We start from the raw sequence: 22873 nt of genomic DNA, 5'->3' as shown, positions 1-22873 counted from the left end.
AATTATGGGACCTTATATTTATATACTAACAACTAATGGAGTATTATTTTTAATTAGTATTATTTTTTGGAAATTTCCACCAAAAAAAATAAATAGTTTGTATGGCTATAGAACTCCAAAAGCGATGCAAAATGAAGATATTTGGCATTTTGCCAACACTACTTTTAATTTAGTATTTTTTAAATATAGTGGCATATCTTTTTTAGCAGCATTACTATTAACAAGCATTAGTAAAGAACAATTAACCTGGCAACCTATGGTTTTTGTAGCGCTATCAATATTAGTGAGCTTAATAAAAACAGAGCGTGCAATAAATGAAAATTTTAATGATGAAGGAAAGCGAATTAAATAACTTCATTAAAAATTAGCCAAAATAGAAACAGACAAGTTTCTTCCTGGAGAGGAAACACCCGAAGCAAACTCTATATAGTGTTCATCAAAAACATTATCTAATCTTGCTTGTATAGAAAAATTAGTATTAAAATCATAAGACCCATTTACACCAAAGGTCATCCAACTTGGAGAACCAAAATAAATATCTTCTTCATTAGTTGCATTTGCATTCACAACTGGTGTTAAATCGTGGTTATCTATACCTTCTGTAATATTAAAATCTTCAATATCTTTTTTGCTATTGAATCTAAATTCGGCTCCTAAAGCAATTTTCTCTTTTTTATAATTCAGTTCAAACTGACCAAATAGTGGTGGTATAGAAGACATTGGTTCTTTAGTATCGTAAGTTCTTCCTTTTGTATAAGTAACAAAACCAGAGGTATTTATTGTTTTAGAAATTTTACCCAAATAATTAGCAGTATATCCAAAAATATAAGCTGTACCCATATTCTGATTATTTACAGCATTTCCAAACTCACCATCAAATTCTACTTGCAAAATAGAGCCATCTGCATTGTACACAAAGTCTCTTTGAATATAATTATCTAAAAGTGTATAATAAATATTGGATCCTAAACGAAATTTCTTTTTATTAAAGTATTTAAACAACCCTAGTTCTGCATTATAAGCAAACTCAGGACTCACAAGTATGTTAGGAATGGTAACATTACCTGCTTTTTCTCGAACACGACCTACATCATCTATATTTGGAGATCTAAAACCAGAAGATAAAACACTATTTAATTGCCAATTTTTATTCGGTTTAAAAACATAGCCTAAAGTAGCTGTTACTGCAGAGTTATTTCTTGATATACTTTTATCTTCGAAAGTTAAAAAAGTTTCATCTAGCCAATTTGCATTTTTATTGATGTTTGTAAATCGAACCCCAGTATTTAAGGTAGATTTCTTTGTTAAATCTTGTCTATAACCAACGTAAACAGCAGATGTTAGAAAATTACTTCCTCCATCTGGATATCTAGACTGCACCTTAAAATCGTTAGAAAAACCATTTATTTGATCACTTTCTATATTTAAAGTTTTCCCATAAGAAGTAGAACCAACATCATTATAAGCAAACTCAAAACCATAAGATAATAATCTTGAGTTATTATTAGATAAAGGCACAGAAAAATCACCATTTAAACTAAAAACATTTACGATTTCTTCTCTGTAAGATCTGTCTAAACTTCCAAATTTTCTTTGAATTCTACTTTCTTTAATATTTTGAAAAGCCGCAGTTATAGCAACTGTTTCTAACCAATTTTTTCGAGGATACAAATCGAGTTGAGACGATAATAAAAGTCTTTGCTGAGGGCCATAATACCATTCTGCAAATTTTAATGAAGAAACATCTGTAAGATCTGTTAATTCTGTAAGTCTATCAAATCTTTTAATATTTGATGAAGTTGAATATTGTAAGTTTACCTTTAAATCAGTATCTTTTAATAATGGTACAAAAAATTTCTGCAAAAAATCAGTTTGGTTATACCCTGTATTTCTTAATAGATTTGGATTTGTATTTAAAGTAGGGGTTGCAGCATAATTTTCATTCACATTTTCTGAATGATAAAATACGTTACCCCAATTTTCAAAGCCATGACTTCTTTTTTTACCAGCTCTTAAATCACCAAAATCTGAATATGAAATACTGGTAAAAGACGCCCATCTTTTAAAACTTAATTCAGCAGATATACTCGTGGTTATTTCTTGATTTACAGAAGAATATCTAGAAAAAAACTGACTGTTAACTTCGTTATTTTCTGATAATTTAGGCGTTTTTGTATAGTAGTGAATTACACCTCCTAAAGCATCTGAACCGTAGACTACAGAAGATGGTCCAAAAACAACTTCGGTTTTTTCTAATAAATTAGGCGATAGTGTTATTGCGTTTTGCAAATGCCCTTTCCTGTAAATAGCATTATTCATTCTAACTCCATCTACCACTAATAAAACTCTATTAGATTCCATTCCTCTAATCACAGGACTACCTCCTCCAAATTGCGATTTTTGTACTTTAATGCCTGGAATTGCTGCTAATAAATCTGCAGAAGTTTGAGGAGAAATTTTGCGAATATCTTTCTTAGAAATTACAGCAATTCTCTCTGCAATTCTTTTGGTTTTAACATCTTTCTTAAAAGCAGAAATAACTACTTCATCTAATTGTTCTGACTCTTTGATAAGCTGAATAACAAAATTTCGATTCTTTAGATTGGCTTTTTTAATGCGATAAACTGCATAAGAAATGTGAGAAAATAAAATAACCTCATTATCTTTTAATAAAGAAACGTCTGCAAAACCCTCTTTATTTGTAGTTAAACTTATGGTATTTGCTTCATTAAAAATACTCACATTTTTAACTCCTCTTCCTGTTTCTTTATCTAAAACTTTAACGGTTTGCGCGAGTGTTGAACCACAAATAAAAAAAATAATATAAATGAAAATGTTCTTCTTCATTAACTAAAAACGGTTTCTAAAACTTGTAAAGATTTAGGATTTCTAAAATTGCCCAAATGTAGTTTAAAATACTGAATTATAATCTGTAAAACTATTTGCCTTTCTTCTTTACTGAAAGACACTTCTTGTATCTTATCAAAATTTATGCCCAAAAGCTTTTTAAACTGATAAAAATCATTTTTGTAGATTACATTTTTGTTTGCATAGTTTTCAGAGAACACACCCTCTGCCAAATCAAAACCATTTTTATTAGCATCTGATAATTCTGGATAAAAACCCAAAAAACCAGTTAAATTTAGCAAAAATAACAAGTGAAAGTTAGCTACATTATCATGCAAATCTAACCATTGTAAAGTTGTTTCTATATACTCATATAAAGTTGCATTCTGTTCTTCTTCTTGTATAGCATAGTTTAGTACTTCTGACAAGAATAAAACTACAGATTGTTTTACAATATTGTTATAAACTGTTTTATATGGATGATAAACCTGAACCTCTTTAAGTGAATTTAAAGTGTTTTTAGTATTATGATTCGCAACTATTTTTAGTTGTGTTAAAGGCTGAAAATAAGCAGCAGTTATGCCTTTCTTTTTAGGTTTTAAAACTCCTCTAACCATATAAGTTTTAATACCTTCTTCTTGTGTATAGCATTTTACAATTAAACTGGTATCACCATATTTTAAAGCGCTAAGCACAATTGCTTTTGTGGTTACAACTGCCATTAATTTACAATTGCAATTTTAGTGGTGGTGGTCTCTGAAGCATCGTCATTAGAAAGTAAAACAATATAAACACCGGATGCTACTCTTCTACCTGCAAGATTCTTTTTATTCCAAACTACTTTACCTCCTTGTAATTCTTGGCCTTCTACAACATTTGTTTCATACACTAAATAGCCTGCAATATCTAAGATTTTCACATTAGTCCCTTTAGGTAAACTATTTCCATTTCTACCTGTAATTGTTACTGTGTTATGGTTGTTTAAAGCAGGGTTAGGATATGCATAAACTTCTTCTAAAACATCTCCAAATGGAGCTACATTACTATTATATGCTACAATACCCTTGTCAGTTGCAAAAAATACTTTTCCACTGGAATCATCTATGGCAATTTTTAAGATTTTATTAGAAGGCAAAGGTGAATTTTGAGTACTAAAGTTATTTAATGTTGTTGTTCCTGAAGGATTTGTGTACAACACACCTCCGCTCTCTGTTCCAAACCATTTGTTATCTGCACCATCAACTTTTATAGAATTCACTCTTTGATCACCTAATAAACGTTCTCCTACTCCATTTTCTTCTATGATTACAGGTTGTGCATTTAAAACTTCTGCATCAAAAACGGTAGCAGAATTTCTAAAAACAACCATTCCTGTTCTAGTTCCAATCCAAACTCTATTAGATCTATCAACAGCTACTGTTAGCACATCTGTATCTGGTAAACTACCTAAATTAGGTGTATTTAATAAAACTCTAGATCTGTTTCCAATTTCATTAAAAGCATAAATTCCATTTCTTCTGGTACCCATCCAAATAGTTTGATTATTATCTATGGCAATTTCACTTAAACCAAATTCTTTTGGATTGGTTTTCAATCCACTTAAATCATAGCTATTCCAAACTCCAGAAGGTGATAATTTTTTAAGTTCGTCTGTTCTATTAATATTTGCTACCCATAAATTACCTTCTCTATCAAAGGCAGAGCCACTAATTCTTAATGTTACTCTATTAGGTTGTGTTGGTTCTAAATCTTCTAAACCACTATTTAAATGATTGTAAAAGGTACTTATTTCGTTATTTTCAACAACTAATAAACCACCTGTAGAAACTGAGTTTATAGCTCCTGTATCTCCAAATGAACTTATATAAACCCTATTTTCTGCATTTGGATCTATAGTAACATGATTCAAATCGATTACTGGAAAATTAGGGTCAAATTGTGTGTTTATCCAATTTCCTTCTACATAATGACTAAAACCTGCTTTTTTATAAATAGATGTATAGGTAATATCATAACCTCCATATACAACCCATAGGTTATCATCTTTTACATCAATTGAAAAAACATCATTGGACGATGGTCCTTGAGGATGGATTTCTTCAAAAACATCTATTTGATTTATATTTGTTTTTAAAATTCCAAATTCCTTAGTTCCTAAGTAAATAGTGTTATTTATAAATAAAGAATTCGATAATGTAAAATCGAAATCAGATGTTGTTGTAAATTCAGAAATCTCATTATTTGTATTATCTAAAACAATTGTTTTTTTATTTAAAGTAGCTGTCAAATGATTATCTGAATTTTTCAAACCTAAAACTGTTTCAGAAAAATCTCTTATTTGATTTAAAGTATTATTTTCTAGTAATTGATACAATCTATTCCCTTCAGAAATATAAACTTGGTTATTAAAAAGTGATATATTACTAAAATTTCGACCATCAAACAGTTGCTTCCAATTGTTGAAATCTATTAATAAGTTACTATTTACATCAGCTATAAAAATACCATCTTCTGTAGCTGCATAGATTACATTATTAGCTATTAATGTTTGATTTATGTTTAATAAAGTTGATTTATCACCTATAAAAAAGGTGTCGCCAAATTCTAAATTTTCAATATCATATTCAACAATAGCAAAAGGTGTAGACAAGTATAATGTATTTTCAAATTCACTTATGTGATTAATTCTTTTTAACCCTGTCTGATTAAAGTTTGTAATGTCAGATGATATGGTAATTTCTCCATTATCATCAATAACCTCAATCAAACCATTTTCGTAACCAATAACTAAACGTTTTTCAGTTTCATTATAAAAAATCGCAGATGTTGTTTCTCCAGACAAACCTTGTATAGAAGAAAACTTCTTGGTTTCTAAGGTAGTTTCGTTGTATGTAAATACAGCATTATCGGCTAAAGCATAAATAATATTGTCTACTTTTACGAAATCTTTAATATTATTATAGGAATAAAAATCTTCCCAAGAATTACTGTAATCAACTTGTGAAAAAAGTCCATAAACAATAAATAAAAAGTATGATAAAAATATTTTTTTCATAACGTTGTAATTCTTAATCAAAGATATTTAATTATTATAACTTAACGATTAAATCAAATACATAAGTATAAATTAACTTCAGATAATATGAGTTTAGAAATTGAACGTAAATTTTTAGTAAATAATAACGAGTTTAAGAAGTTAGTATATCAGTCAAATACTTTAAAACAAGGGTATTTAAACACGGATAAAAAAAGAACTGTAAGAGTTAGAATTCAAGATGATAACGCATATTTAACTGTAAAAGGCAAGTCTAATAAATCAGGTACTACAAGATTTGAATGGGAAAAAGAAATAACAATTTCTGATGCTGAAAATTTACTTTTACTATGTGAAGAATCGATAATAGAAAAAACAAGGTACTTCATTAAAAACGATCACCTTACTTTTGAAGTAGATGAATTTTATGGAGATAATGAGGGTTTAATTATTGCTGAAATAGAACTTAATTCAGAAAACGAAAGCTTCCATAAGCCAGCATGGCTGGGAAAAGAAGTTACAGGAGATTCTAAATATTACAACTCTAACTTGAGTAAAAATCCTTTTAAAAACTGGGTGTTATAAGTTATAAATACCTAAAAAATGTGAGAAACTTCCAAGCAATACAAATACATGAAAAATTGCATGATTATAAGGCATCCTTTTAATTGAATATAAGACTGCTCCAATAGAATAAAAGATACCACCAGCTAACAAATAGTAAAAGTTTTCAGCAGAAATACTATTCATTAAGGGTTTAATGAAAAATAGTATTTGCCAACCCATAAGTAAATACATGGCTGTAGAAACTTTATCAAATCTACCTGTAAAAAAAAACTTTAAAATAACACCTACTAAAGCAAAAAGCCAAACAAACAAAAACATATACCAACCCAAGTCTGAGTTTAAACCCACCAAACAAAAAGGGGAATAGCTACCAGCAATTAAAATATAGATTGCTGCATGATCTAAAATGTTTAGTTTTCTACTTTTTTTTGGATCCTTAGTTGCATGATAAAATGTAGATGTTGCATATAAAACAATCATACTTAAGCCGTAAATAATAAAACTTACTGGCTGCCAAAACCCTTCAAAATCTTGTGCTTTGTAAATTAAAAAAGGAAAAGCGATGCTGCTTAGAAGTAAACCCAAACCATGAGAAATAACATTCAGTTTCTCTTCTTTTGCGCTATAAAGGTGATTTAAACTTTTGCTCATTATTTGGTCTGTTAGTATCTTTCATATACTTTTTATCATTTATCAAGTCTTGATAAATTAAGTCAAAGGTCTGCTTTTTAAGTTGATCTACATCAGCTAATGTTAATTTTTTAGTTTCAATAAAATTTTTTTGATGGATTCTAAAAACACCTGGGCCACCTTTAAAAAAATCCCAAGAGAACAGACGTTTACAATCATAATAAACTTGTGGTACTACAGGAATTTGAAACTCTATTGCCAAGCTAAATGCTCCATTTTTAAAAGGTGCTAATGGTATGTTTTCAGTGGGAACCAGTCCTTCTGGAAAAATACCCATACTAACTCCGTTCCTTAATTTCTCTTTTGCTTTTCTAAATACTCTTTTTCTACTCTTTGGGCAGCTTCTATCTACCATTATCACAACTCTTTTATAAAAAAAACCAAAAATTGGTATTTTGACCAGCTCTTTTTTACCAATAAAAACAATTGGGTTTTTACTTAAAGCAACCATGACAAAAGGATCCATTAAAGAGCTATGATTTGGACAAAACATATAGCTTTTATTTTCTTCTATATTTTTATCTTTGGTAATTTTCAAACAAAAGCCAATACCATAAATCAATGTGAAAGACCAAAGTCTTACCATTTTCCAAAACACAGGGTAATACGATTCTTTAGCCGTTAAAATTAACATAAATGGTACCATTATTAAAATGGTAATTGTCATTAACATATAAAACCAAATACGCCAAAGTAATAAGAATGGAATTTTTATAAATTTCAAAATAGAGTTTTCTTAACTTTTTTTTAAAACAAAATACAGACAAAAATAGTAATTTCTTTTCTTTGATATAATTTAAGTGCAAAACCTTATTTTTGTACTACAATACTTAAAATTTCGTTTAATTTTTTTTAAATAAAATTTGATAAACTTTAATAAATGTCTAGAATTTTAACAGGAGTACAAAGTACAGGAACACCACATTTAGGAAATCTTTTAGGAGCTGTTTTACCAGCAATAGAAATGGCAAATGATCCTAAAAACGAAGCGTTTCTTTTTATTGCAGACATGCACTCTTTAACTCAAATTAAAGATGGTAAACAGTTAAGGGAAAACACTTATAGTACTGCTGCTACTTGGCTTGCATGTGGTTTAGACATTAGCAAAACTGTTTTCTATAGACAAAGCGACATACCTCAAGTAACTGAATTAAGTTGGTATTTAAGTTGTTACTTTCCTTACCAAAGGTTAACATTGGCTCATAGTTTTAAAGACAAAGCAGACCGTTTATCTGATGTAAATTCAGGTCTATTTACCTACCCAATGTTAATGGCCGCAGATATTTTATTGTATGATGCAGAAATTGTACCTGTAGGTAAAGATCAATTACAGCACTTAGAAATGACCAGAGATGTTGCCAACAGGTTTAACAATGTGGTTGGAGAAACATTGGTAGCTCCAAAAGCTAAAATTCAAGAGAATACAAAATTGGTTCCAGGAATTGATGGTGAAAAAATGAGCAAGTCTAGAGAAAATACCATCAATATTTTTTTAACCGATAAAAAGTTAAGAAAACAAATTATGGGTATAAAAACAGATAGTACCCCATTAGAAGAACCTAAAGACCCAGATACTGATAATGTATTTGCTTTATATAAATTATTAGCTTCTGATGCGCAAATTACAGAAATGAGAGCAAATTACGAAGGTGGGAATTATGGATATGGCCACGCAAAACAAGCCTTGTATGAATTAATTATAGGCAAGTTTGAAACTATTAGAGAACGTTATCATCATTATATGAATAACCATCATGAAATTGACGAAGCCTTGAAACTTGGAGCAGAAAAAGCTACTGAAACTGCTAATGAAGTACTACAAAGAGTTCGTAAAAAAATAGGATATTAAAAAATATAAAAGCTGCTAAATAGCGGCTTTTATATTTAGTTTTTATTAAAGTAATTATTTAATTTTTAAAGACTTTGCAATTGCTTCTAATTCAAATAAAAAAGCTCTTTTCTTAATCGATGGCGCATATGTAAATCCCTCTACTACAATCAGACGATTATTCGCTTCATCTAAAATTGTATAATTTAAAAAAGGGCCAGCCATAAAATCATTTTTAACTTCCCATTTACCTCTAGTTTCAAAAGCCTTTTTGCCATCAATTATTGCATCAAAAGTAAAAGGTGTGTAAGCTGCCTCTGTAATCATATGCATAGTTTCCGGGTCTGAACCAGGTATATATTTTTCACCTATTTCATTTCTACTACTTACAATATTGTCTACAATGGCTGTTTTATCTTTTAAAGGAAGACTGTAAACCAAAATATTATTACTTCCTGTTTTTGCAATTCCACTTGTTAAATGATTACGCAACCATAAAAAATCTCCTGTATCGTCTACCGTTTTAAATTTACTAGGGATGTTTAAGCTTAAACCTAAATTATTTAGGGTTTTGTATTGTTGTTTACTTAGGTCTTTGTTAAATATAGCTTGAGTAAATGCGATATCTGCATCTAAAAATATTTTTCTAATTTCTTCTTTACGGTTTTGAAGGATTTCTATGATTTCGTTGTCATCTTTACCCTGGACATTAATGATGGTTTGAGGTTTTGCATATACATTTTGCTTTACAGAAAAATTAGCTTGTTTTCCTTCTGAAACAACTAAAATGTTTCTACTTGCCTTCATCATAGAACTAAAGCCATTTGGAGCAACTTGAGAAACAGATAGTATAGGTTCAGACTGCGGTAAACCTACCATCAACTCTCCAAAGGAATTTCTTATTTCTTGGCCAATATCTCCTGTCCAATCACTAATTTTAGCAACAACCATTACTTTATTTATTCTTCCTATAGAATCTTTTAACACCATTTTGTCATTTCCAACACAGGAAACCAATAAATTGGCGAAGATTACAAATGAAACTATTTTTCTCATTGAATTATTTTTTTTAATTTTAAATAGATTATCAAAGATTATTCCAAAAAAACGATAAAGGTATTTTTATTAAATTCTTTTCGGATAAATATATAACCTTTGTCCTATTTTTAAGTTACTATTTTTTAGACGATTCCAACTTTTAATACTACTAACTCTAACTCCAAATTTATTTGCAATTTTACCCAAATAATCACCACTTTTAACTTTATAACGAATTCGCTTATCCATTTCAAAATACCTTGGTAACGGCTTTTCTCTTTTTGCATCATCTGCATCTGCTAACGCATATAATTCTTTTTCTTTATCTAAAAAGTCAATAACTTTAGCACTTGGTAACCGAAGCGCATAATCTCTGCCTACTACAAAGGGAATAATGTTTAATTTATAAGCAGGATTTAAAAAAATTAAAACCTCTTCATCTACATTAATTGTTTCTGAAATCTGATCGAAAGAAATGGTTCTTTTTACACGAACTGTATCTGTCTGAAATTTAAAAAACTTTGGTAATTCTGAATATATTTGATGATGTTTTGCATATTCAAAAATATACATAGTAGCATAAAAAGCAGGAACATAACCTGCTGTTTCGTTCGGCAAAAATGGTCTTATGTTCCAATAATTTTTATATCCTCCCGATCTTTTTATGGCTTTAGAAACATTACCAGGCCCAGAGTTATAAGCTGCTAAGGCCAAATCCCAATCTCCTAAAACACCATACAATTGACTTAAATATTTACAAGCTGCAACAGTTGCTTTTACAGGATCAAACCTTTCATCTACATAAGAACTCAGTTTTAAATCAAACTGTTTGCCTGTTCCATACATAAATTGCCATAAACCAGAAGCCCCAACTCTAGACCTAACCTTTGGCCTTAACGCAGACTCTACAATCGCTAGATATTTCATTTCTAAAGGAATGTCATATTGATCGAGATATTGCTCAAACATCGGAAAGTAATACTTTGCTTTTGCCATTAATGCAGGGTAATATTTTTTTCTGTATAACAGATAGCTATTGATTACTTTCTCTAAAGCAGGGTTATAAGCTAAATTAAAAGGCGTATTGTCATTTAAGTTAGACAATCGTTCTTTTAATAAATCTGTAGTAAGTACTTTTATTGTATTCCCAATAACATCTTTATCATCAAGCACATACTCTAAAGTATCAATTAGAGGAGAACTAAATTTATAGTCTACCAATAAACTATCGATAACTTTTAAATCATTATCTGTAAAGAAGTCTTGGTTTTTAATTTCAACAGTATCAATTTTTGTGGCAATAACAGTATCTCCTTGTAGAATTAAAAGAGCGTCTTTTTTTTTATGCGCAAAAGCCGAAATACTAATTAATAGAAAGAATAAAAATAACCTCATAAATTTTATATATCTAATTCTACAGCTATAGGACAGTGATCTGAATGTTTAGCTTCTGGTAAAATATAAGCACGACTAATTTTATCTTCTAAGGGTTGTGAAACCATGGCGTAATCTAACCTCCAACCTTTGTTATTGGCTCTTGCGTTGGCTCTATAACTCCACCAAGAAAATTGTTGAACATCTTTGTTTAAGTGACGAAAACTATCTACAAAACCACTGTAGATGAAATCTCCTATCCAAGTTCTTTCTTCTGGTAAAAAACCAGAAACTCCTTTCATTTTTGGGTTGTGAATGTCTATTTCTTCATGACAAATATTATAATCTCCACAAACTACTAAATTGGGAATTTCTTCTTTTAAATTATTGATGTATTCTTGGAATTCATCCATATAATTTAGTTTAAAATTCAATCTACCTAAATTTGTTCCTGAGGGTAAATACAGACTCATAATAGAAACCTCATCAAAATCTACTCGTAAATTTCTACCTTCAAAATCCATAGACTCAATCCCTGTTCCATATTCAATATGATTTGGTTTTTGTTTACACAAAATAGCTACAGATGAATAGCCTTTTTTTTGTGCAGAAAACCAATAGTGATAAGGATAACCCGCTTCTTCAAATAAGGTTAAATCTAGTTGTTCTTTATGTGCTTTGGTTTCTTGAATACAAATTACATCTGGACTTGCTGCCGTTAACCAATCTAAAAAACCTTTTTTTATTGCTGCTCTAATTCCATTTACGTTATATGATATTATTTTCATTTACCTCTTTTTTAATTCTTTAACCCTTTTTCAAATTTGTCTACAGGAAAAGAGAAATCATTCTTTTAATTATTAATCTATGATTATTGGTTCTTTCAAAAAAAGCCAAGTTATTTGTGTCTTCACACCATTTTGTGTTTCAATTCTCTTTTTTCTTGGCGATAAAACAAAAGCCAATGTAATCGAAAAAATGGTTCTTAACGTTGGGTTTTTTAACATACAGAAATAAGCAATTATGTAGGTTAACAAGAAAACGAATAAAAAAATTAATCTTTGATAATGTGCTATTTTTTTCATCTTAGAAGATCATAGCTTTTTATTAATTAGTTTTTTGAAAAACAACCATTTCATTTGCTCTTCCTCTCCATGCTGTTTTTGAATAATTTTAAATTTTGGAGCTAATACATAAGCTAATCCAAAATTAATAATTATCGTATAAAAATTAAGTTCAAAACCAAGTATTCTATATATAATTAATCCAAAAAGAAAAGGTATGATAAATTTTAATTGATTCATACTAAATCATCATTTCGGGTATATCACCATGAACCACTAAAGTACCTTCTGTGGCTTTTTGAATCTCTTCTACAGAAACTCCTGGAGCTCTTTCTAACAAATGAAAAGCGTTATTTTTAACTTCTAAAAAGGCTAAATTAGTTACTACCTTTGTTACACAGCCTACCCCTGTTAATGGTAAAGAACACTGTTTTAAAATCTTAGATTCACCTCTTTTATTAGAGTGCATCATTGCCACAATAATATTCTCTGCAGAAGCTACTAAATCCATGGCACCACCCATACCTTTTACCATTTTATCTGGTATTTTCCAGTTGGCAATATCTCCATTTTCTGCAACTTCCATTGCTCCTAAAATTGTTAAATCTACATGCTTGCCACGAATCATAGCAAAACTGGTTGCAGAGTCAAAAAAACTAGCACCAGGCATTGTAGTAATAGTTTGTTTTCCTGCATTTATAATATCTGCATCTTCTTCACCATCAAAAGGAAAAGGTCCCATACCTAAGACACCATTTTCTGATTGAAACTCAACCTCAATATCTTCTCTTACGTAATTGGCGACTAAAGTTGGTATACCTATACCTAGATTTACATAAAAACCATCTTGAACTTCTTGCGCAATTCGTTTTGCAATTCCATTTTTATCTAAAGCCATACTTACTTTTTTTGTCTTACTGTTCTTTGCTCAATTCTCTTTTCATAATTAGTCCCTTGAAAAATTCTCTGAACAAAAATTCCTGGAATGTGAATATGGTTAGGATCTAAAGCACCAACCTCTACCAATTCTTCTACCTCAACAACTGTTATTTTTGCTGCACCACACATATTGGGATTAAAATTTCTAGATGTTCCTTTAAAGACTAAATTCCCTGCAGCATCTCCTTTCCAAGCTTTTACAAAAGCAAAATCTGCTTTAAAAGCGGGCTCTAAAACATACATTTTACCAACAAATTCTCTTGTTTCTTTACCTTCAGCTACTTCTGTACCATAGCCAGCAGGGGTATAAAAAGCAGGAAATCCGGCTTGTGCAGCCCTACATTTTTCAGCCAAAGTTCCTTGTGGAGTTAATTCTACTTCTAGTTCACCAGACAACATTTGACGCTCAAACTCATCGTTTTCTCCTACATAAGAGGAAATCATTTTTTTTATTTGTTTGTTTTGTAGCAACAAACCTAATCCAAAATCATCTACACCTGCATTATTAGATATACAAGTAACGTCTTTAACATTTAAATTTACTAATTCCAAAATGGCGTTTTCAGGAATACCACAAAGTCCAAAACCACCCAACATTAAAGTCATGTTGTCTTTTACACCTTTTAAAGCCTCTTGTACATTTTTTACTTTTTTGTTAATCATAGCAATATTTTTAAAAAATTCTTAAAAATCTGTGTCATCTTCTGGAAGTTTCTGTATATCCTCTTCCTCTATTTTATTACAATTAATATCTATAGTAAGTTGTTCTGGTTTTTCAAACTCTTCCACACTAATGTTTAACGATTCATCTGCATAACATTTTTTCATAAAAAGAGCCCAAGTTGGGAGAGACATTGTAGCTCCTTGGCCTTTTGCAATACCAGCAAAATGAGTTGCTCTATCTTCACCTCCTGTCCAAACACCAGTGGCTAAATTAGGTACAATACCCATAAACCAACCATCAGATTGATTTTGAGTTGTTCCTGTTTTACCAGCAATAGGATTTGTAAAATTATAAGGGAACCCAGTAACAGCTCCACCTCCTGAAGACCAGTCTGTTCTCAACCTTATACCAGAACCAGATTGTGTAACTCCTTCTAATAGATTTAAAATTACGTACGCAGACTCTTCACTCAGTACCTCTTGTGTTTCAGAAACAAAGTCTTTTAAAACTGTACCGTTTTTGTCTTCTATTCGAGTGATAATCATTGGTTTTACTCGTAAGCCTCTGTTTGCAAAAGTACTATAGGCACTTACCATTTCTAATAAAGACAAGTCTACTGCACCTAAAGCTATAGATGGGTTGGCTCTTATGTTCGTTTCTATCCCCGAAGCTTTTGCTAGACGAACAACATTTTCTGGAGCTACTTTATCTATTAAATTTGCTGAAATTGTATTTATAGATCCTGCTAAACCCTCTTTTAAAGTAAGCATACCTCCATATTTTTCTGAAGAATTATCTGGTGTCCAAGCTTCTGGAATTCCATATTTACCTTTGGGTATAGTATAGCGTATGTTTGGTAATTTGTCACAGGGAGACATTCTTAATTGGTTAATAGCTGTTGCATATACAAATGGCTTAAATGTTGAACCTACCTGTCTTTTTTGTTGTGCTACAGCATCGTATTTAAAGAATTTATTATTAATACCACCAACCCAAGCTTTTATATGACCTGTTTCTGGTGTTATTGATAATAATCCAGAACGTAGAAAATGTTTGTAGTACCTAATAGAGTCATTAGGAGACATTACAGTATCTCTAACCCCTTTCCACGAAAAGACTTTCATTTTTGTCTTAGTGCTAAATATTTTATTTATCTCTTTGGTTGTTTTTCCAACAGCTTTTAAACGCTTATAACGATCTGAGTTTCTTTTTGCTCTTTGATAAATTCTATCAATTTGCTCTTTTTCTAAATCGTAAAAAGGAGCAGTTCTATTGTATTTTTGCTCTTTAAAAAAATAGGATTGTAAATTAGCCATATGTTCTGTAACTGCCTCTTCTGCATATTTTTGCATTCGAGAATCTATAGTAACATAAATTTTTAAGCCATCTTTAAAAATGTTGTATTCCTCTCCATTTGGTTTTGGATAATTTTTTACCCAAGTACGCATCAATTTTTGCAAGTGTGCTCTAAAATAAGTAGCGTATCCTTCATCATGACTTTCTGGAGTATAATTTAATTCTAAAGGTAATTGTTGTAAACTTTTCTTTTCCTCTTCTGTAATAAAATCATTTTTCGTCATCTGTAATAAAACAACATTTCTTCTTTGTTTTACTAATGCTTCCCTTCTTAATGGATTAAAATATGAAGAGTTTTTAAGCATACCCACCAACATTGCAGATTCATGAATTTCTAACTCTTTTGGTTCTTTACCAAAGTAAATTCTAGCTGCTGAACGAATACCTACTGCTTGATTTAAAAAATCGTATTTGTTTAAATACATCGCAATAATTTCTTGCTTGGTATATTGCTTTTCTAACTTGGTAGCAACTACCCATTCTTTCACTTTTTGAAGTACTCTTTTAATTTTATTCCTAGATTTTGGACCAGTAAATAACATTCTTGCCAATTGTTGTGTAATTGTGCTTGCACCTCCACTACCTGGCTTTAAAACAGCTCTTGCTGTCCCTTTAAAATCGATACCTGAATGGTCGTAAAAACGCTCATCTTCTGTAGCTACTAATGCATTTACCAAATTTTGAGGTAATTCATTAAAATGAACAGGTGTTCTATTTTCTGTAGCATACTTACCTATGGTTACACCATCTGAAGAAATTACCTCGGTAGCTAGATTGGTTTGTGGATTTTCTAATTCTTCAAAAGTAGGTAAATCACCTAAACCACCTATAGAGGCTGTAAAAAACAAACCTGCCAAAATTAAAACACCTCCTAAAATGAGTGCCCAAAACCAGATAATATATTTTCTAAAACTTATCTTTTCCTTTACCATTTTATACTATTTTTCGATACTAAAACCAATATCTTGTATCCCTTCTAACTGAGCTAAAGGAATTATTTGGCCATTTTTTCGCATTGCATGTCGAATATTAAATTGATATTCTCCAGGGGTTGCAAATTTTATTTGTTCTTTATAAAAGAGTTTATTTTCTATTAGGTTTGCAAAGCCATTTCCTAAAAATTTTCCTTTAGCATCTGTCATTGCATAGTGTAAAGTATCTATAATTTGGTCTCCATTTGGAGTTTTTAACTCAGTTATAACATATAAATTACTAAATGGATAGTTATTGTTATTTCTAATATTAATAAACAAATTTTTGGGTTTAATAGTATCTGTCACCTCAAAAATAAATGAGACTTTCTCATGAGATTTCCAATTACTATTTTGCAATGTATTGTATTCTGTAAACTCAATATTAGAGTTGCAACTATACAGAACAGTAATTAGAAATAAAATAAAAAATTTATGAGTTTTCTTTAGCACTATTCCCATTTTGATTTTTGTTGTTTTTTCTATTTCTATTATTTCTTCTAGGTTTATTTGGCTTGGCTCCTTCCGCTTTTGGGTTATTTTGGTTGGGGTTATTTCTAGGCTTTCTTTTCTGTGAATTATTTTTATTTTGATTCGAAGTTTTTTCAGCAATTATAGTAACAGGTTTTTTCTTTCTCTTATTCCTGTTATTTCTTCTTCTGTTACTTGGTTTAGGTGCATCAAAACGTGTTAAACTATCTTGTCCTACAGCATCTTCAAAACTTACTTTTTCAACAATTTCTAAATCAGACTCATATTCTTCTAAAGAAACAGATTTCTCATTATTTTTATTTAGCTCTATAATTTCTTGTACTTGATCTAATGTTAAACGAAACCATTTAAAACGCTCTTCTTTATAGGTATACCAGAGATACTTTTTAAAAATATCCATTTTAACAAAGACAGCATCACCCTTTTCTGTTTTTAAAACAAGGTCTTGTTTTGGAAAAGATTTTAACGCATCTAAATAGGTATCTAATTCAAAATTTAAACAGCATTTTAATTTACCACATTGACCTGCTAATTTTAGTGGGTTTAAAGATAATTGTTGATACCTTGCTGCAGATGTACTTACTTTTCTAAAATCTGTCAACCAAGTAGAACAGCATAATTCTCTCCCACAAGAACCAACACCACCTAACCTTGCAGCTTCTTGTCTAGCGCCAACTTGTTTCATTTCTACTCTAATGGAAAACGCGCCTGCTAAATCTCTAATTAATTGTCTAAAATCTACTCTAGCATCTGCTGTGTAGTAAAAAGTTGCTTTGTTTCCATCTCCTTGATATTCTACATCAGAGAGCTTCATTTGTAAACCAAGCTTTCCTAAAATTTCTCTACCTCTTTTTTGCGTTTCTTCTTCTTTAGCTCTAGCAACTTGCCATACGTCTATATCTCTTTGAGTAGCTTTTCTATATATTTTCTTAACATTTTCATGATCTTCAGTAATTTTGCGTTTTTTCATTTGCACTTTTACCAATTCACCTGCTAAAGAAATTGTACCAATATCATGACCTGGAGAACCCTCTACTGCAATAATATCACCCATAGTTAAGGGTAAATTATCTACATTTTTATAAAAGTGTTTTCTTCCGTTTTTAAAACGTACTTCAAAAATATTATAACTCTCTTGCCCACTTGGTAATTTCATATTCGAAAGCCAATCGAAAACAGCTAGTTTTTCACTTCCACTTACACAAGTTCCTGTGCCACAATTACCATTACTTTTACAACCCTTTGGTACTCCATTTTCTGTTGTACCACAACTTCCACATGCCATGTAAAATATATATTTTTTTCCGTTCTTAGCTTTTACTAATACTACTTAGTAAATATGGACCTTGATAATAGGCTAATTTGCTAGAAAACGTATGATTCATAATTTGATAATCAGGCTTATACAATGTTTGCACCTAATCTTATCTATTTCGTAAATATACGTATTCTTAAAGAATGAAAAAATAGCTTTTTCAACATAAATCTTCTTTATTTTTCTTTAATTATACACCTAAATTATAGCCTTTATTTTCTTAATAAATATCTAAATTAGAATTCGTAGTAAACGAATTAGTATTTGCTGATTCGCATAAAAAAAACCTCATATGAGGTCTTTTTTGCTATATTATTTAAGAAATTAGTTCTTGTATTTTAGAACCTTACTTCTCCCTTTCTTAAAAATTTTATTACTCGCGTGTTTGCCTTTTCGAAGTTCTTTTTGCGCTTCATAAGGTAAATAAATAATTTCTTGGCAACTTGTAGAACAGGTGTTTTCCATTTTTTCTGAACACTCATCACACTGAATAAATAACAAATGACATCCTTCATTTGCACAATTGGTATGCGTATCACAAGGTTTTCCACATTGATGACAATTTGCAACTACATGATCTGTAATTTTCTCTGCTCTTCTATGATCGAACACAAAGTTTTTACCTATAAATTTATTTTCTATGCCTTCTTCGTTTACTTGACGTGTGTATTCTATAATACCACCTTCTAACTGAAACACATTTTTAAATCCTTTATGCTTATAGTATGCAGAGGCTTTCTCACAACGAATACCTCCTGTACAATACATCAATAGATTTTTATCCTCTTTGTTGTCTTTTAAGTCTTCTTCTATAATATCTAACGAATCACGAAAGGTATCTACATCTGGAGTTACAGCTCCATCAAAATGCCCAATTTCACTTTCGTAATGATTTCGCATATCAACACAAACCGTATTTGGGTTTGCCAACATTTCGTTAAACTCTTTGGCATTTAAATGCACACCTTTGTTGGTAACATCAAAAGTATCATCGTTCAAACCATCAGCAACAATTTTGTTTCTAACTTTAACTTTTAGTTTTAAAAACGATTTATTGTCTTGTTCTACAGCTACATTTAAACGAATATCTTTTAGAAAGCTAATGCTATCTAATTGATCTTTTAACGCATAAAAATTTTCTGAAGGCACAGAAAGTTGAGCATTAATACCTTCGTAAGAAACGTAAATTCGTCCTAAAACATCTAAAGCATTCCATTCTAGAAATAACTTGTCTCTTAAGATTTGTGGGTTTTTAATTTGATGATATTGATAAAAAGAAATGGTAAGTCTGTCTTTACCAGCTTTATCAATTAATTCTGCGCGTTCTTTTGCGCTTAATTTATTGTACAGTTGCATGCTATACCTTTTTTTAAGCTGAACTTTATTCAGTTTTTGTTCGTAAAATAATTCTATACAAAACTACAATTATTTTAGAAACCGAAGGCAATTTGTTTAATCTTAAAATGACCTAAACACATACAATTCTAAAAATGCTTAGCCTAGATTGAAGACTTTGTTTAAGCTCTTTTTTATGCTAAACTCATTCAACTTCTGTTAATAGTAGTTAAAATAGTTTTCATATAGAAAGATACTGAAATAAATTCAGCATAAAAAAGCGAGTGCTGAAAGCTGGAAATAGCTTCAAAATTAAATTTTACTACATCTTGTTAAAATTTAAACAACTGGAAATATATTGGTAAATATTTATTAAAATAATGGTTAGCATTTATTTAGTTCTCATCTTTGTAAAGAATTTAGAATCAAAATTTAAAATAATGAAAGTAGCAGTAGTTGGTGCAACAGGTATGGTTGGCACAGTAATGTTAAAAGTTTTAGAAGAACGCAATTTACCAATAACAGAATTTATTCCTGTAGCTTCTGCAAGATCTGCAGGTAAAAAATTAAGTTACAAAGGCAAAGAGTTTACAATAGTAACCTTAAAGGATGCTGTAAACTTAAAACCAGATATTGCCTTATTTTCTGCAGGTGGAGAAACTTCTTTAGAATGGGCTCCAAAATTTGCTGAAGTTGGCACCACAGTTATTGATAATTCTTCTGCTTGGAGAATGGATGTTGATAAAAAATTGGTAGTACCAGAAATTAATGGTGATGTTTTAACTGCTGATGACAAAATTATAGCAAACCCAAACTGCTCTACCATTCAGTTAGTAATGGCTTTAGCGCCTTTGCACAAAAAATACACTATGAAACGTTTGGTTGTTTCTACCTATCAATCTGTTTCTGGAACAGGAGTAAAAGCGGTGCAACAATTAGATAATGAAGAAGCCGGTGTTGATGGAGAAATGGCTTACCCATACAAAATTGGTAGAAACGCTTTACCTCATTGCGATATTTTCTTAGAAAATGGTTACACCAAAGAGGAAATGAAATTGGTAAAGGAGCCAAAGAAAATTTTAAGAGATAACTCTTTTTCAGTTACTGCAACAGCTGTTCGTATTCCAACTGCTGGTGGGCACTCAGAGGCTGTAAATGTACAATTTGAAAATGATTTTGATTTGGCTGAAGTGCGTCAATTATTAAATGATTTTCCGGGAGTTGATGTTCAAGATGATTTGGCAAACAACATATATCCAATGCCTATAAATGCGCATGATAAAGATGAAGTATTTGTTGGACGAATTCGAAGAGACGAATCTCAAGAAAATACCTTAAATTTGTGGATTGTTGCAGACAACTTAAGAAAAGGTGCTGCAACCAACACAGTTCAAATAGCTGAATATTTAATTGCAAATAATTTAGTATAGATGTAATCCTTAATGTCAGTTCGAATGATTTTGAGGTATGAAAAATTGTATCGAGAACTAATTTATAATAGAATTTATATTTATTTAAAATGGCAAATTTTCACAAAGTAAACATACAAGAAGTTAAACAAGAAACCGCAAACGCGGTTTCTGTTTTATTTGATATACCTAAACAATTAAAACAAGGTTTTAATTTTGTTGCTGGGCAATACATAACACTACAAACCATAATAAATGGAGAAGAAGTAAGAAGAGCATATTCCATTTGTTCTACTGCTAAAAGTGGTGAAATTAGAGTAGCAATAAAAGCTATAGAAAATGGCAAATTTTCTCAGTATGCAACTTCTGTTCTAAAAGCTGGAGATGAGATAGATATTTCTGCTCCTGAAGGTAGGTTTGAATTGCAACCAGAGTCAAACAAAAGCTATATTGCTTTTGCTGCAGGTTCAGGAATTACACCTATTCTTTCTATGGTAAAGTCTGTTTTAGAAAATGAACCAACTTCTAAATTTACCTTGGTTTATGGTAACAAAACTGCAGCAGACACTATCTTTTATGATGAATTGAATTCTTTAAAAGAAGAATATTCAACACAATTCAAGCTACACTATATCTTTAGTAGAGAAGAAGTAAAAAACCAATTAAAAGGAAGAATAGATAAAAGTGTAACCAACTACTTTGTAAAAAACATGTACAAAGAAACCACTTTTAATGCTGCCTATTTATGTGGGCCAGAGGCAATGATAAATGAGGTTACTAACACTTTAAAAAGCGGCTACTTTACGAAAGAAAACATTCACTTTGAATTGTTTACAGCCAGTATAGATAAGGAAGCTGTAGCAGAAGTACAAGAGGGTACTTCTAAAATTACAATTTTGCTAGATGATGAAGAAACGACTTTCAACATGCAACAATCAGATGATATTTTAGCCGCTAGTTTACGTAACGATTTAGACCCTCCTTACTCATGTCAAGGTGGAGTTTGTAGTTCTTGTTTAGCAAAAGTAACTGAAGGTAAAGCTATTATGACTAAAAACTCAATTTTAACAGACAGTGAAGTAGAAGAAGGTTTTATTTTAACCTGCCAAGCTCATCCAACAACAGCAACTATTTCTATTGATTTTGATGATGTTTAATTGCTTAGAAATAAACGCTAAAAATAAAACATAAGGATGGTTTCTCATCCTTTTTTTTATGCTTCAACTAAAAAATAGTATTTTTAGCTTCAATGGATATTTACGACTTTAAAAACGCTTTTCTTATTGGTTTTTTTATGGCTTTTATGATTGGGCCTGTATTTTTTATGCTCATACAAACCAGTATTTTAAAAGGAGCTAGAGCTGCTATTGCACTAGATTTAGGGGTGATTTTAGGTGATATCTGTTTTATTCTTATTAGTTATTATGGAAGTAGATCTTTGTTAGAAAAGATAAAAGACGACCCAAGACTGTTTTTTATTGGAGGATTGATTTTAATAATTTACGGATTAATTACGTATTTTGATAAAGAAAACAAAAAAGAAGATCTAGAGTCTGCTAAAAGTATAGAAGTGCCTATTGTAGAGAACAACTATTTAAAACTTTTTATAAAGGGTTTCTTTTTAAATTTTATAAATATAGGTGTTTTAGCATTTTGGCTAGGTACAATTTTAGTAATCGGACCAGCCTTAAAAATGAATCAAAATGCAATTTTCTGTTACTTTGCCACCATTATACTAGGGTATATTATCACAGATTTATGTAAAATACTTTTAGCAAAACAACTTAAAAGTAAGATGACTCCGTTAGTCGTTTACAGAGTTAAGCGTATTATGGGTATTATTCTTATTGTCTGTGGTATCTACTCAATGCTAATGGGCTTTATTCCTAAAGAAAAAATAAACGAATTTTTGAACTAACTATTAGTTCTTACACATAAAAAAAATGAAGC

General features: G+C 30.5%; 21 protein-coding genes. 6 read left to right on the top strand and 15 right to left on the bottom strand.

What is annotated here, in order from left to right; translation table 11 throughout:
* Positions 1–4: 4 nt before the first annotated feature.
* On the top strand, positions 5–352 hold the full coding sequence (locus Q0L44_RS02590) for an SdpI family protein (protein ID WP_296634895.1): 348 nt from the start codon (positions 5–7) through the stop codon (positions 350–352).
* 5 nt (positions 353–357) lie between these two features.
* Here Q0L44_RS02590 and Q0L44_RS02585 read toward each other — a convergent pair whose 3' ends face one another.
* The 3 genes from Q0L44_RS02585 to Q0L44_RS02575 are packed head-to-tail and all read right to left on the bottom strand — an operon-like array spanning position 358 to position 5902.
* Positions 358–2847, bottom strand: coding sequence for a TonB-dependent receptor (locus Q0L44_RS02585; protein ID WP_296634891.1), 2490 nt, complete (start codon positions 2845–2847; stop codon positions 358–360).
* Positions 2847–3569 (bottom strand): DNA repair protein RecO, encoded by a 723-nt coding sequence (gene recO / locus Q0L44_RS02580; protein ID WP_296634888.1) that lies wholly within the window; start codon positions 3567–3569, stop codon positions 2847–2849. The genes Q0L44_RS02585 and recO overlap by 1 nt, the downstream gene beginning before the upstream one ends.
* Complete coding sequence (locus tag Q0L44_RS02575) at positions 3569–5902, bottom strand: two-component regulator propeller domain-containing protein (RefSeq protein WP_296634886.1); 2334 nt, start codon at positions 5900–5902, stop codon at positions 3569–3571. Before Q0L44_RS02575 ends, recO begins: the two co-directional genes overlap by 1 nt.
* An 87-nt stretch (positions 5903–5989) precedes the next feature.
* Here Q0L44_RS02575 and Q0L44_RS02570 point away from each other — a divergent pair, with 87 nt between their 5' ends.
* Positions 5990–6466 carry a CYTH domain-containing protein gene (locus Q0L44_RS02570; protein ID WP_296634883.1) on the top strand — a complete coding sequence of 159 codons (477 nt, stop codon included), beginning with the start codon at positions 5990–5992 and terminating at the stop codon, positions 6464–6466.
* Here the strand turns inward: Q0L44_RS02570 and Q0L44_RS02565 are convergent.
* On the bottom strand, positions 6461–7099 hold the full coding sequence (locus tag Q0L44_RS02565) for a hemolysin III family protein (protein WP_296634880.1): 639 nt from the start codon (positions 7097–7099) through the stop codon (positions 6461–6463). The genes Q0L44_RS02570 and Q0L44_RS02565 overlap by 6 nt on opposite strands.
* Positions 7071–7862 (bottom strand): 1-acyl-sn-glycerol-3-phosphate acyltransferase, encoded by a 792-nt coding sequence (locus tag Q0L44_RS02560; protein ID WP_296634877.1) that lies wholly within the window; start codon positions 7860–7862, stop codon positions 7071–7073. The genes Q0L44_RS02565 and Q0L44_RS02560 overlap by 29 nt, the downstream gene beginning before the upstream one ends.
* 156 nt (positions 7863–8018) lie before the next feature.
* Here Q0L44_RS02560 and trpS point away from each other — a divergent pair, with 156 nt between their 5' ends.
* The gene (gene trpS, locus Q0L44_RS02555) at positions 8019–8987 is read left to right on the top strand and encodes a tryptophan--tRNA ligase (protein ID WP_296634874.1); all 969 of its coding nucleotides are present in this window, start codon (positions 8019–8021) and stop codon (positions 8985–8987) included.
* A 54-nt stretch (positions 8988–9041) separates the two neighbouring features.
* Here trpS and Q0L44_RS02550 read toward each other — a convergent pair whose 3' ends face one another.
* The 10 genes from Q0L44_RS02550 to Q0L44_RS02505 all read right to left on the bottom strand — a co-directional run bounded on the left by Q0L44_RS02550 (position 9042) and on the right by Q0L44_RS02505 (position 19535).
* Positions 9042–10022 carry a DUF4837 family protein gene (locus Q0L44_RS02550; RefSeq protein WP_296634870.1) on the bottom strand — a complete coding sequence of 327 codons (981 nt, stop codon included), beginning with the start codon at positions 10020–10022 and terminating at the stop codon, positions 9042–9044.
* Positions 10023–10091: 69 nt separating this feature from the next.
* A complete protein-coding gene (locus tag Q0L44_RS02545; RefSeq protein WP_296634868.1) occupies positions 10092–11399 on the bottom strand; it encodes a lytic transglycosylase domain-containing protein in 1308 nt (435 codons plus the stop codon).
* 5 nt (positions 11400–11404) lie between these two features.
* Positions 11405–12166, bottom strand: coding sequence for an exodeoxyribonuclease III (locus tag Q0L44_RS02540; protein ID WP_296634866.1), 762 nt, complete (start codon positions 12164–12166; stop codon positions 11405–11407).
* A 306-nt stretch (positions 12167–12472) separates the two neighbouring features.
* Positions 12473–12682, bottom strand: coding sequence for a hypothetical protein (locus Q0L44_RS02535; protein ID WP_296634863.1), 210 nt, complete (start codon positions 12680–12682; stop codon positions 12473–12475).
* A 1-nt stretch (position 12683) separates the two neighbouring features.
* Complete coding sequence (locus Q0L44_RS02530; protein WP_296634860.1) at positions 12684–13340, bottom strand: 3-oxoacid CoA-transferase subunit B; 657 nt, start codon at positions 13338–13340, stop codon at positions 12684–12686.
* Between the two features lie 2 nt (positions 13341–13342).
* On the bottom strand, positions 13343–14044 hold the full coding sequence (locus Q0L44_RS02525) for a CoA transferase subunit A (RefSeq protein ID WP_296634858.1): 702 nt from the start codon (positions 14042–14044) through the stop codon (positions 13343–13345).
* Positions 14045–14065: 21 nt separating this feature from the next.
* Entirely contained in the window at positions 14066–16333 is a 2268-nt protein-coding gene (locus Q0L44_RS02520) for a transglycosylase domain-containing protein (RefSeq protein WP_296634855.1), read from the bottom strand.
* 6 nt (positions 16334–16339) lie between these two features.
* Positions 16340–16834 (bottom strand): gliding motility lipoprotein GldH, encoded by a 495-nt coding sequence (locus tag Q0L44_RS02515; protein ID WP_296634853.1) that lies wholly within the window; start codon positions 16832–16834, stop codon positions 16340–16342.
* Positions 16806–18149, bottom strand: coding sequence for a regulatory iron-sulfur-containing complex subunit RicT (gene ricT, locus Q0L44_RS02510; RefSeq protein ID WP_296634850.1), 1344 nt, complete (start codon positions 18147–18149; stop codon positions 16806–16808). Before ricT ends, Q0L44_RS02515 begins: the two co-directional genes overlap by 29 nt.
* A 354-nt stretch (positions 18150–18503) precedes the next feature.
* Complete coding sequence (locus Q0L44_RS02505) at positions 18504–19535, bottom strand: rhodanese-related sulfurtransferase (RefSeq protein WP_296634848.1); 1032 nt, start codon at positions 19533–19535, stop codon at positions 18504–18506.
* Positions 19536–19954: 419 nt separating this feature from the next.
* Between Q0L44_RS02505 and Q0L44_RS02500 the strand changes: the two genes are divergently transcribed.
* The 3 genes from Q0L44_RS02500 to Q0L44_RS02490 all read left to right on the top strand — a co-directional run bounded on the left by Q0L44_RS02500 (position 19955) and on the right by Q0L44_RS02490 (position 22841).
* Positions 19955–20944: an aspartate-semialdehyde dehydrogenase gene (locus tag Q0L44_RS02500; RefSeq protein WP_296634846.1), complete on the top strand. Its 990-nt coding sequence runs from the start codon at positions 19955–19957 to the stop codon at positions 20942–20944.
* Positions 20945–21033: 89 nt separating this feature from the next.
* Positions 21034–22080 carry a ferredoxin--NADP reductase gene (locus Q0L44_RS02495; protein ID WP_296634843.1) on the top strand — a complete coding sequence of 349 codons (1047 nt, stop codon included), beginning with the start codon at positions 21034–21036 and terminating at the stop codon, positions 22078–22080.
* A gap of 92 nt (positions 22081–22172) precedes the next feature.
* Positions 22173–22841, top strand: a complete 669-nt coding sequence (locus Q0L44_RS02490; protein WP_296634842.1) for a LysE family transporter — start codon at positions 22173–22175, stop codon at positions 22839–22841.
* The last annotated feature ends 32 nt before the right edge of the window (positions 22842–22873 follow it).

It is taken from the genome of Polaribacter sp., assembly GCF_024639685.1.
GTDB lineage: Bacteria > Bacteroidota > Bacteroidia > Flavobacteriales > Flavobacteriaceae > Polaribacter.
Note: the sequence above shows the minus strand (reverse complement) of the source record. Positions and strands in the feature narration are given on the sequence as shown.

What these genes read in the sequence shown, in the direction of transcription:
- Q0L44_RS02590 (WP_296634895.1), top strand. Translation starts at nt 5, where the DNA reads ATGGGACCTTATATTTATATACTAACAACTAATGGAGTATTATTTTTA.
- Q0L44_RS02585 (WP_296634891.1), bottom strand. Translation starts at nt 2,847, where the DNA reads ATGAAGAAGAACATTTTCATTTATATTATTTTTTTTATTTGTGGTTCA.
- recO (WP_296634888.1), bottom strand. Translation starts at nt 3,569, where the DNA reads ATGGCAGTTGTAACCACAAAAGCAATTGTGCTTAGCGCTTTAAAATAT.
- Q0L44_RS02575 (WP_296634886.1), bottom strand. Translation starts at nt 5,902, where the DNA reads ATGAAAAAAATATTTTTATCATACTTTTTATTTATTGTTTATGGACTT.
- Q0L44_RS02570 (WP_296634883.1), top strand. Translation starts at nt 5,990, where the DNA reads ATGAGTTTAGAAATTGAACGTAAATTTTTAGTAAATAATAACGAGTTT.
- Q0L44_RS02565 (WP_296634880.1), bottom strand. Translation starts at nt 7,099, where the DNA reads ATGAGCAAAAGTTTAAATCACCTTTATAGCGCAAAAGAAGAGAAACTG.
- trpS (WP_296634874.1), top strand. Translation starts at nt 8,019, where the DNA reads ATGTCTAGAATTTTAACAGGAGTACAAAGTACAGGAACACCACATTTA.
- Q0L44_RS02550 (WP_296634870.1), bottom strand. Translation starts at nt 10,022, where the DNA reads ATGAGAAAAATAGTTTCATTTGTAATCTTCGCCAATTTATTGGTTTCC.
- Q0L44_RS02545 (WP_296634868.1), bottom strand. Translation starts at nt 11,399, where the DNA reads ATGAGGTTATTTTTATTCTTTCTATTAATTAGTATTTCGGCTTTTGCG.
- Q0L44_RS02540 (WP_296634866.1), bottom strand. Translation starts at nt 12,166, where the DNA reads ATGAAAATAATATCATATAACGTAAATGGAATTAGAGCAGCAATAAAA.
- Q0L44_RS02535 (WP_296634863.1), bottom strand. Translation starts at nt 12,682, where the DNA reads ATGAATCAATTAAAATTTATCATACCTTTTCTTTTTGGATTAATTATA.
- Q0L44_RS02530 (WP_296634860.1), bottom strand. Translation starts at nt 13,340, where the DNA reads ATGGCTTTAGATAAAAATGGAATTGCAAAACGAATTGCGCAAGAAGTT.
- Q0L44_RS02525 (WP_296634858.1), bottom strand. Translation starts at nt 14,044, where the DNA reads ATGATTAACAAAAAAGTAAAAAATGTACAAGAGGCTTTAAAAGGTGTA.
- Q0L44_RS02520 (WP_296634855.1), bottom strand. Translation starts at nt 16,333, where the DNA reads ATGGTAAAGGAAAAGATAAGTTTTAGAAAATATATTATCTGGTTTTGG.
- Q0L44_RS02515 (WP_296634853.1), bottom strand. Translation starts at nt 16,834, where the DNA reads ATGGGAATAGTGCTAAAGAAAACTCATAAATTTTTTATTTTATTTCTA.
- ricT (WP_296634850.1), bottom strand. Translation starts at nt 18,149, where the DNA reads ATGGCATGTGGAAGTTGTGGTACAACAGAAAATGGAGTACCAAAGGGT.
- Q0L44_RS02505 (WP_296634848.1), bottom strand. Translation starts at nt 19,535, where the DNA reads ATGCAACTGTACAATAAATTAAGCGCAAAAGAACGCGCAGAATTAATT.
- Q0L44_RS02500 (WP_296634846.1), top strand. Translation starts at nt 19,955, where the DNA reads ATGAAAGTAGCAGTAGTTGGTGCAACAGGTATGGTTGGCACAGTAATG.
- Q0L44_RS02495 (WP_296634843.1), top strand. Translation starts at nt 21,034, where the DNA reads ATGGCAAATTTTCACAAAGTAAACATACAAGAAGTTAAACAAGAAACC.
- Q0L44_RS02490 (WP_296634842.1), top strand. Translation starts at nt 22,173, where the DNA reads ATGGATATTTACGACTTTAAAAACGCTTTTCTTATTGGTTTTTTTATG.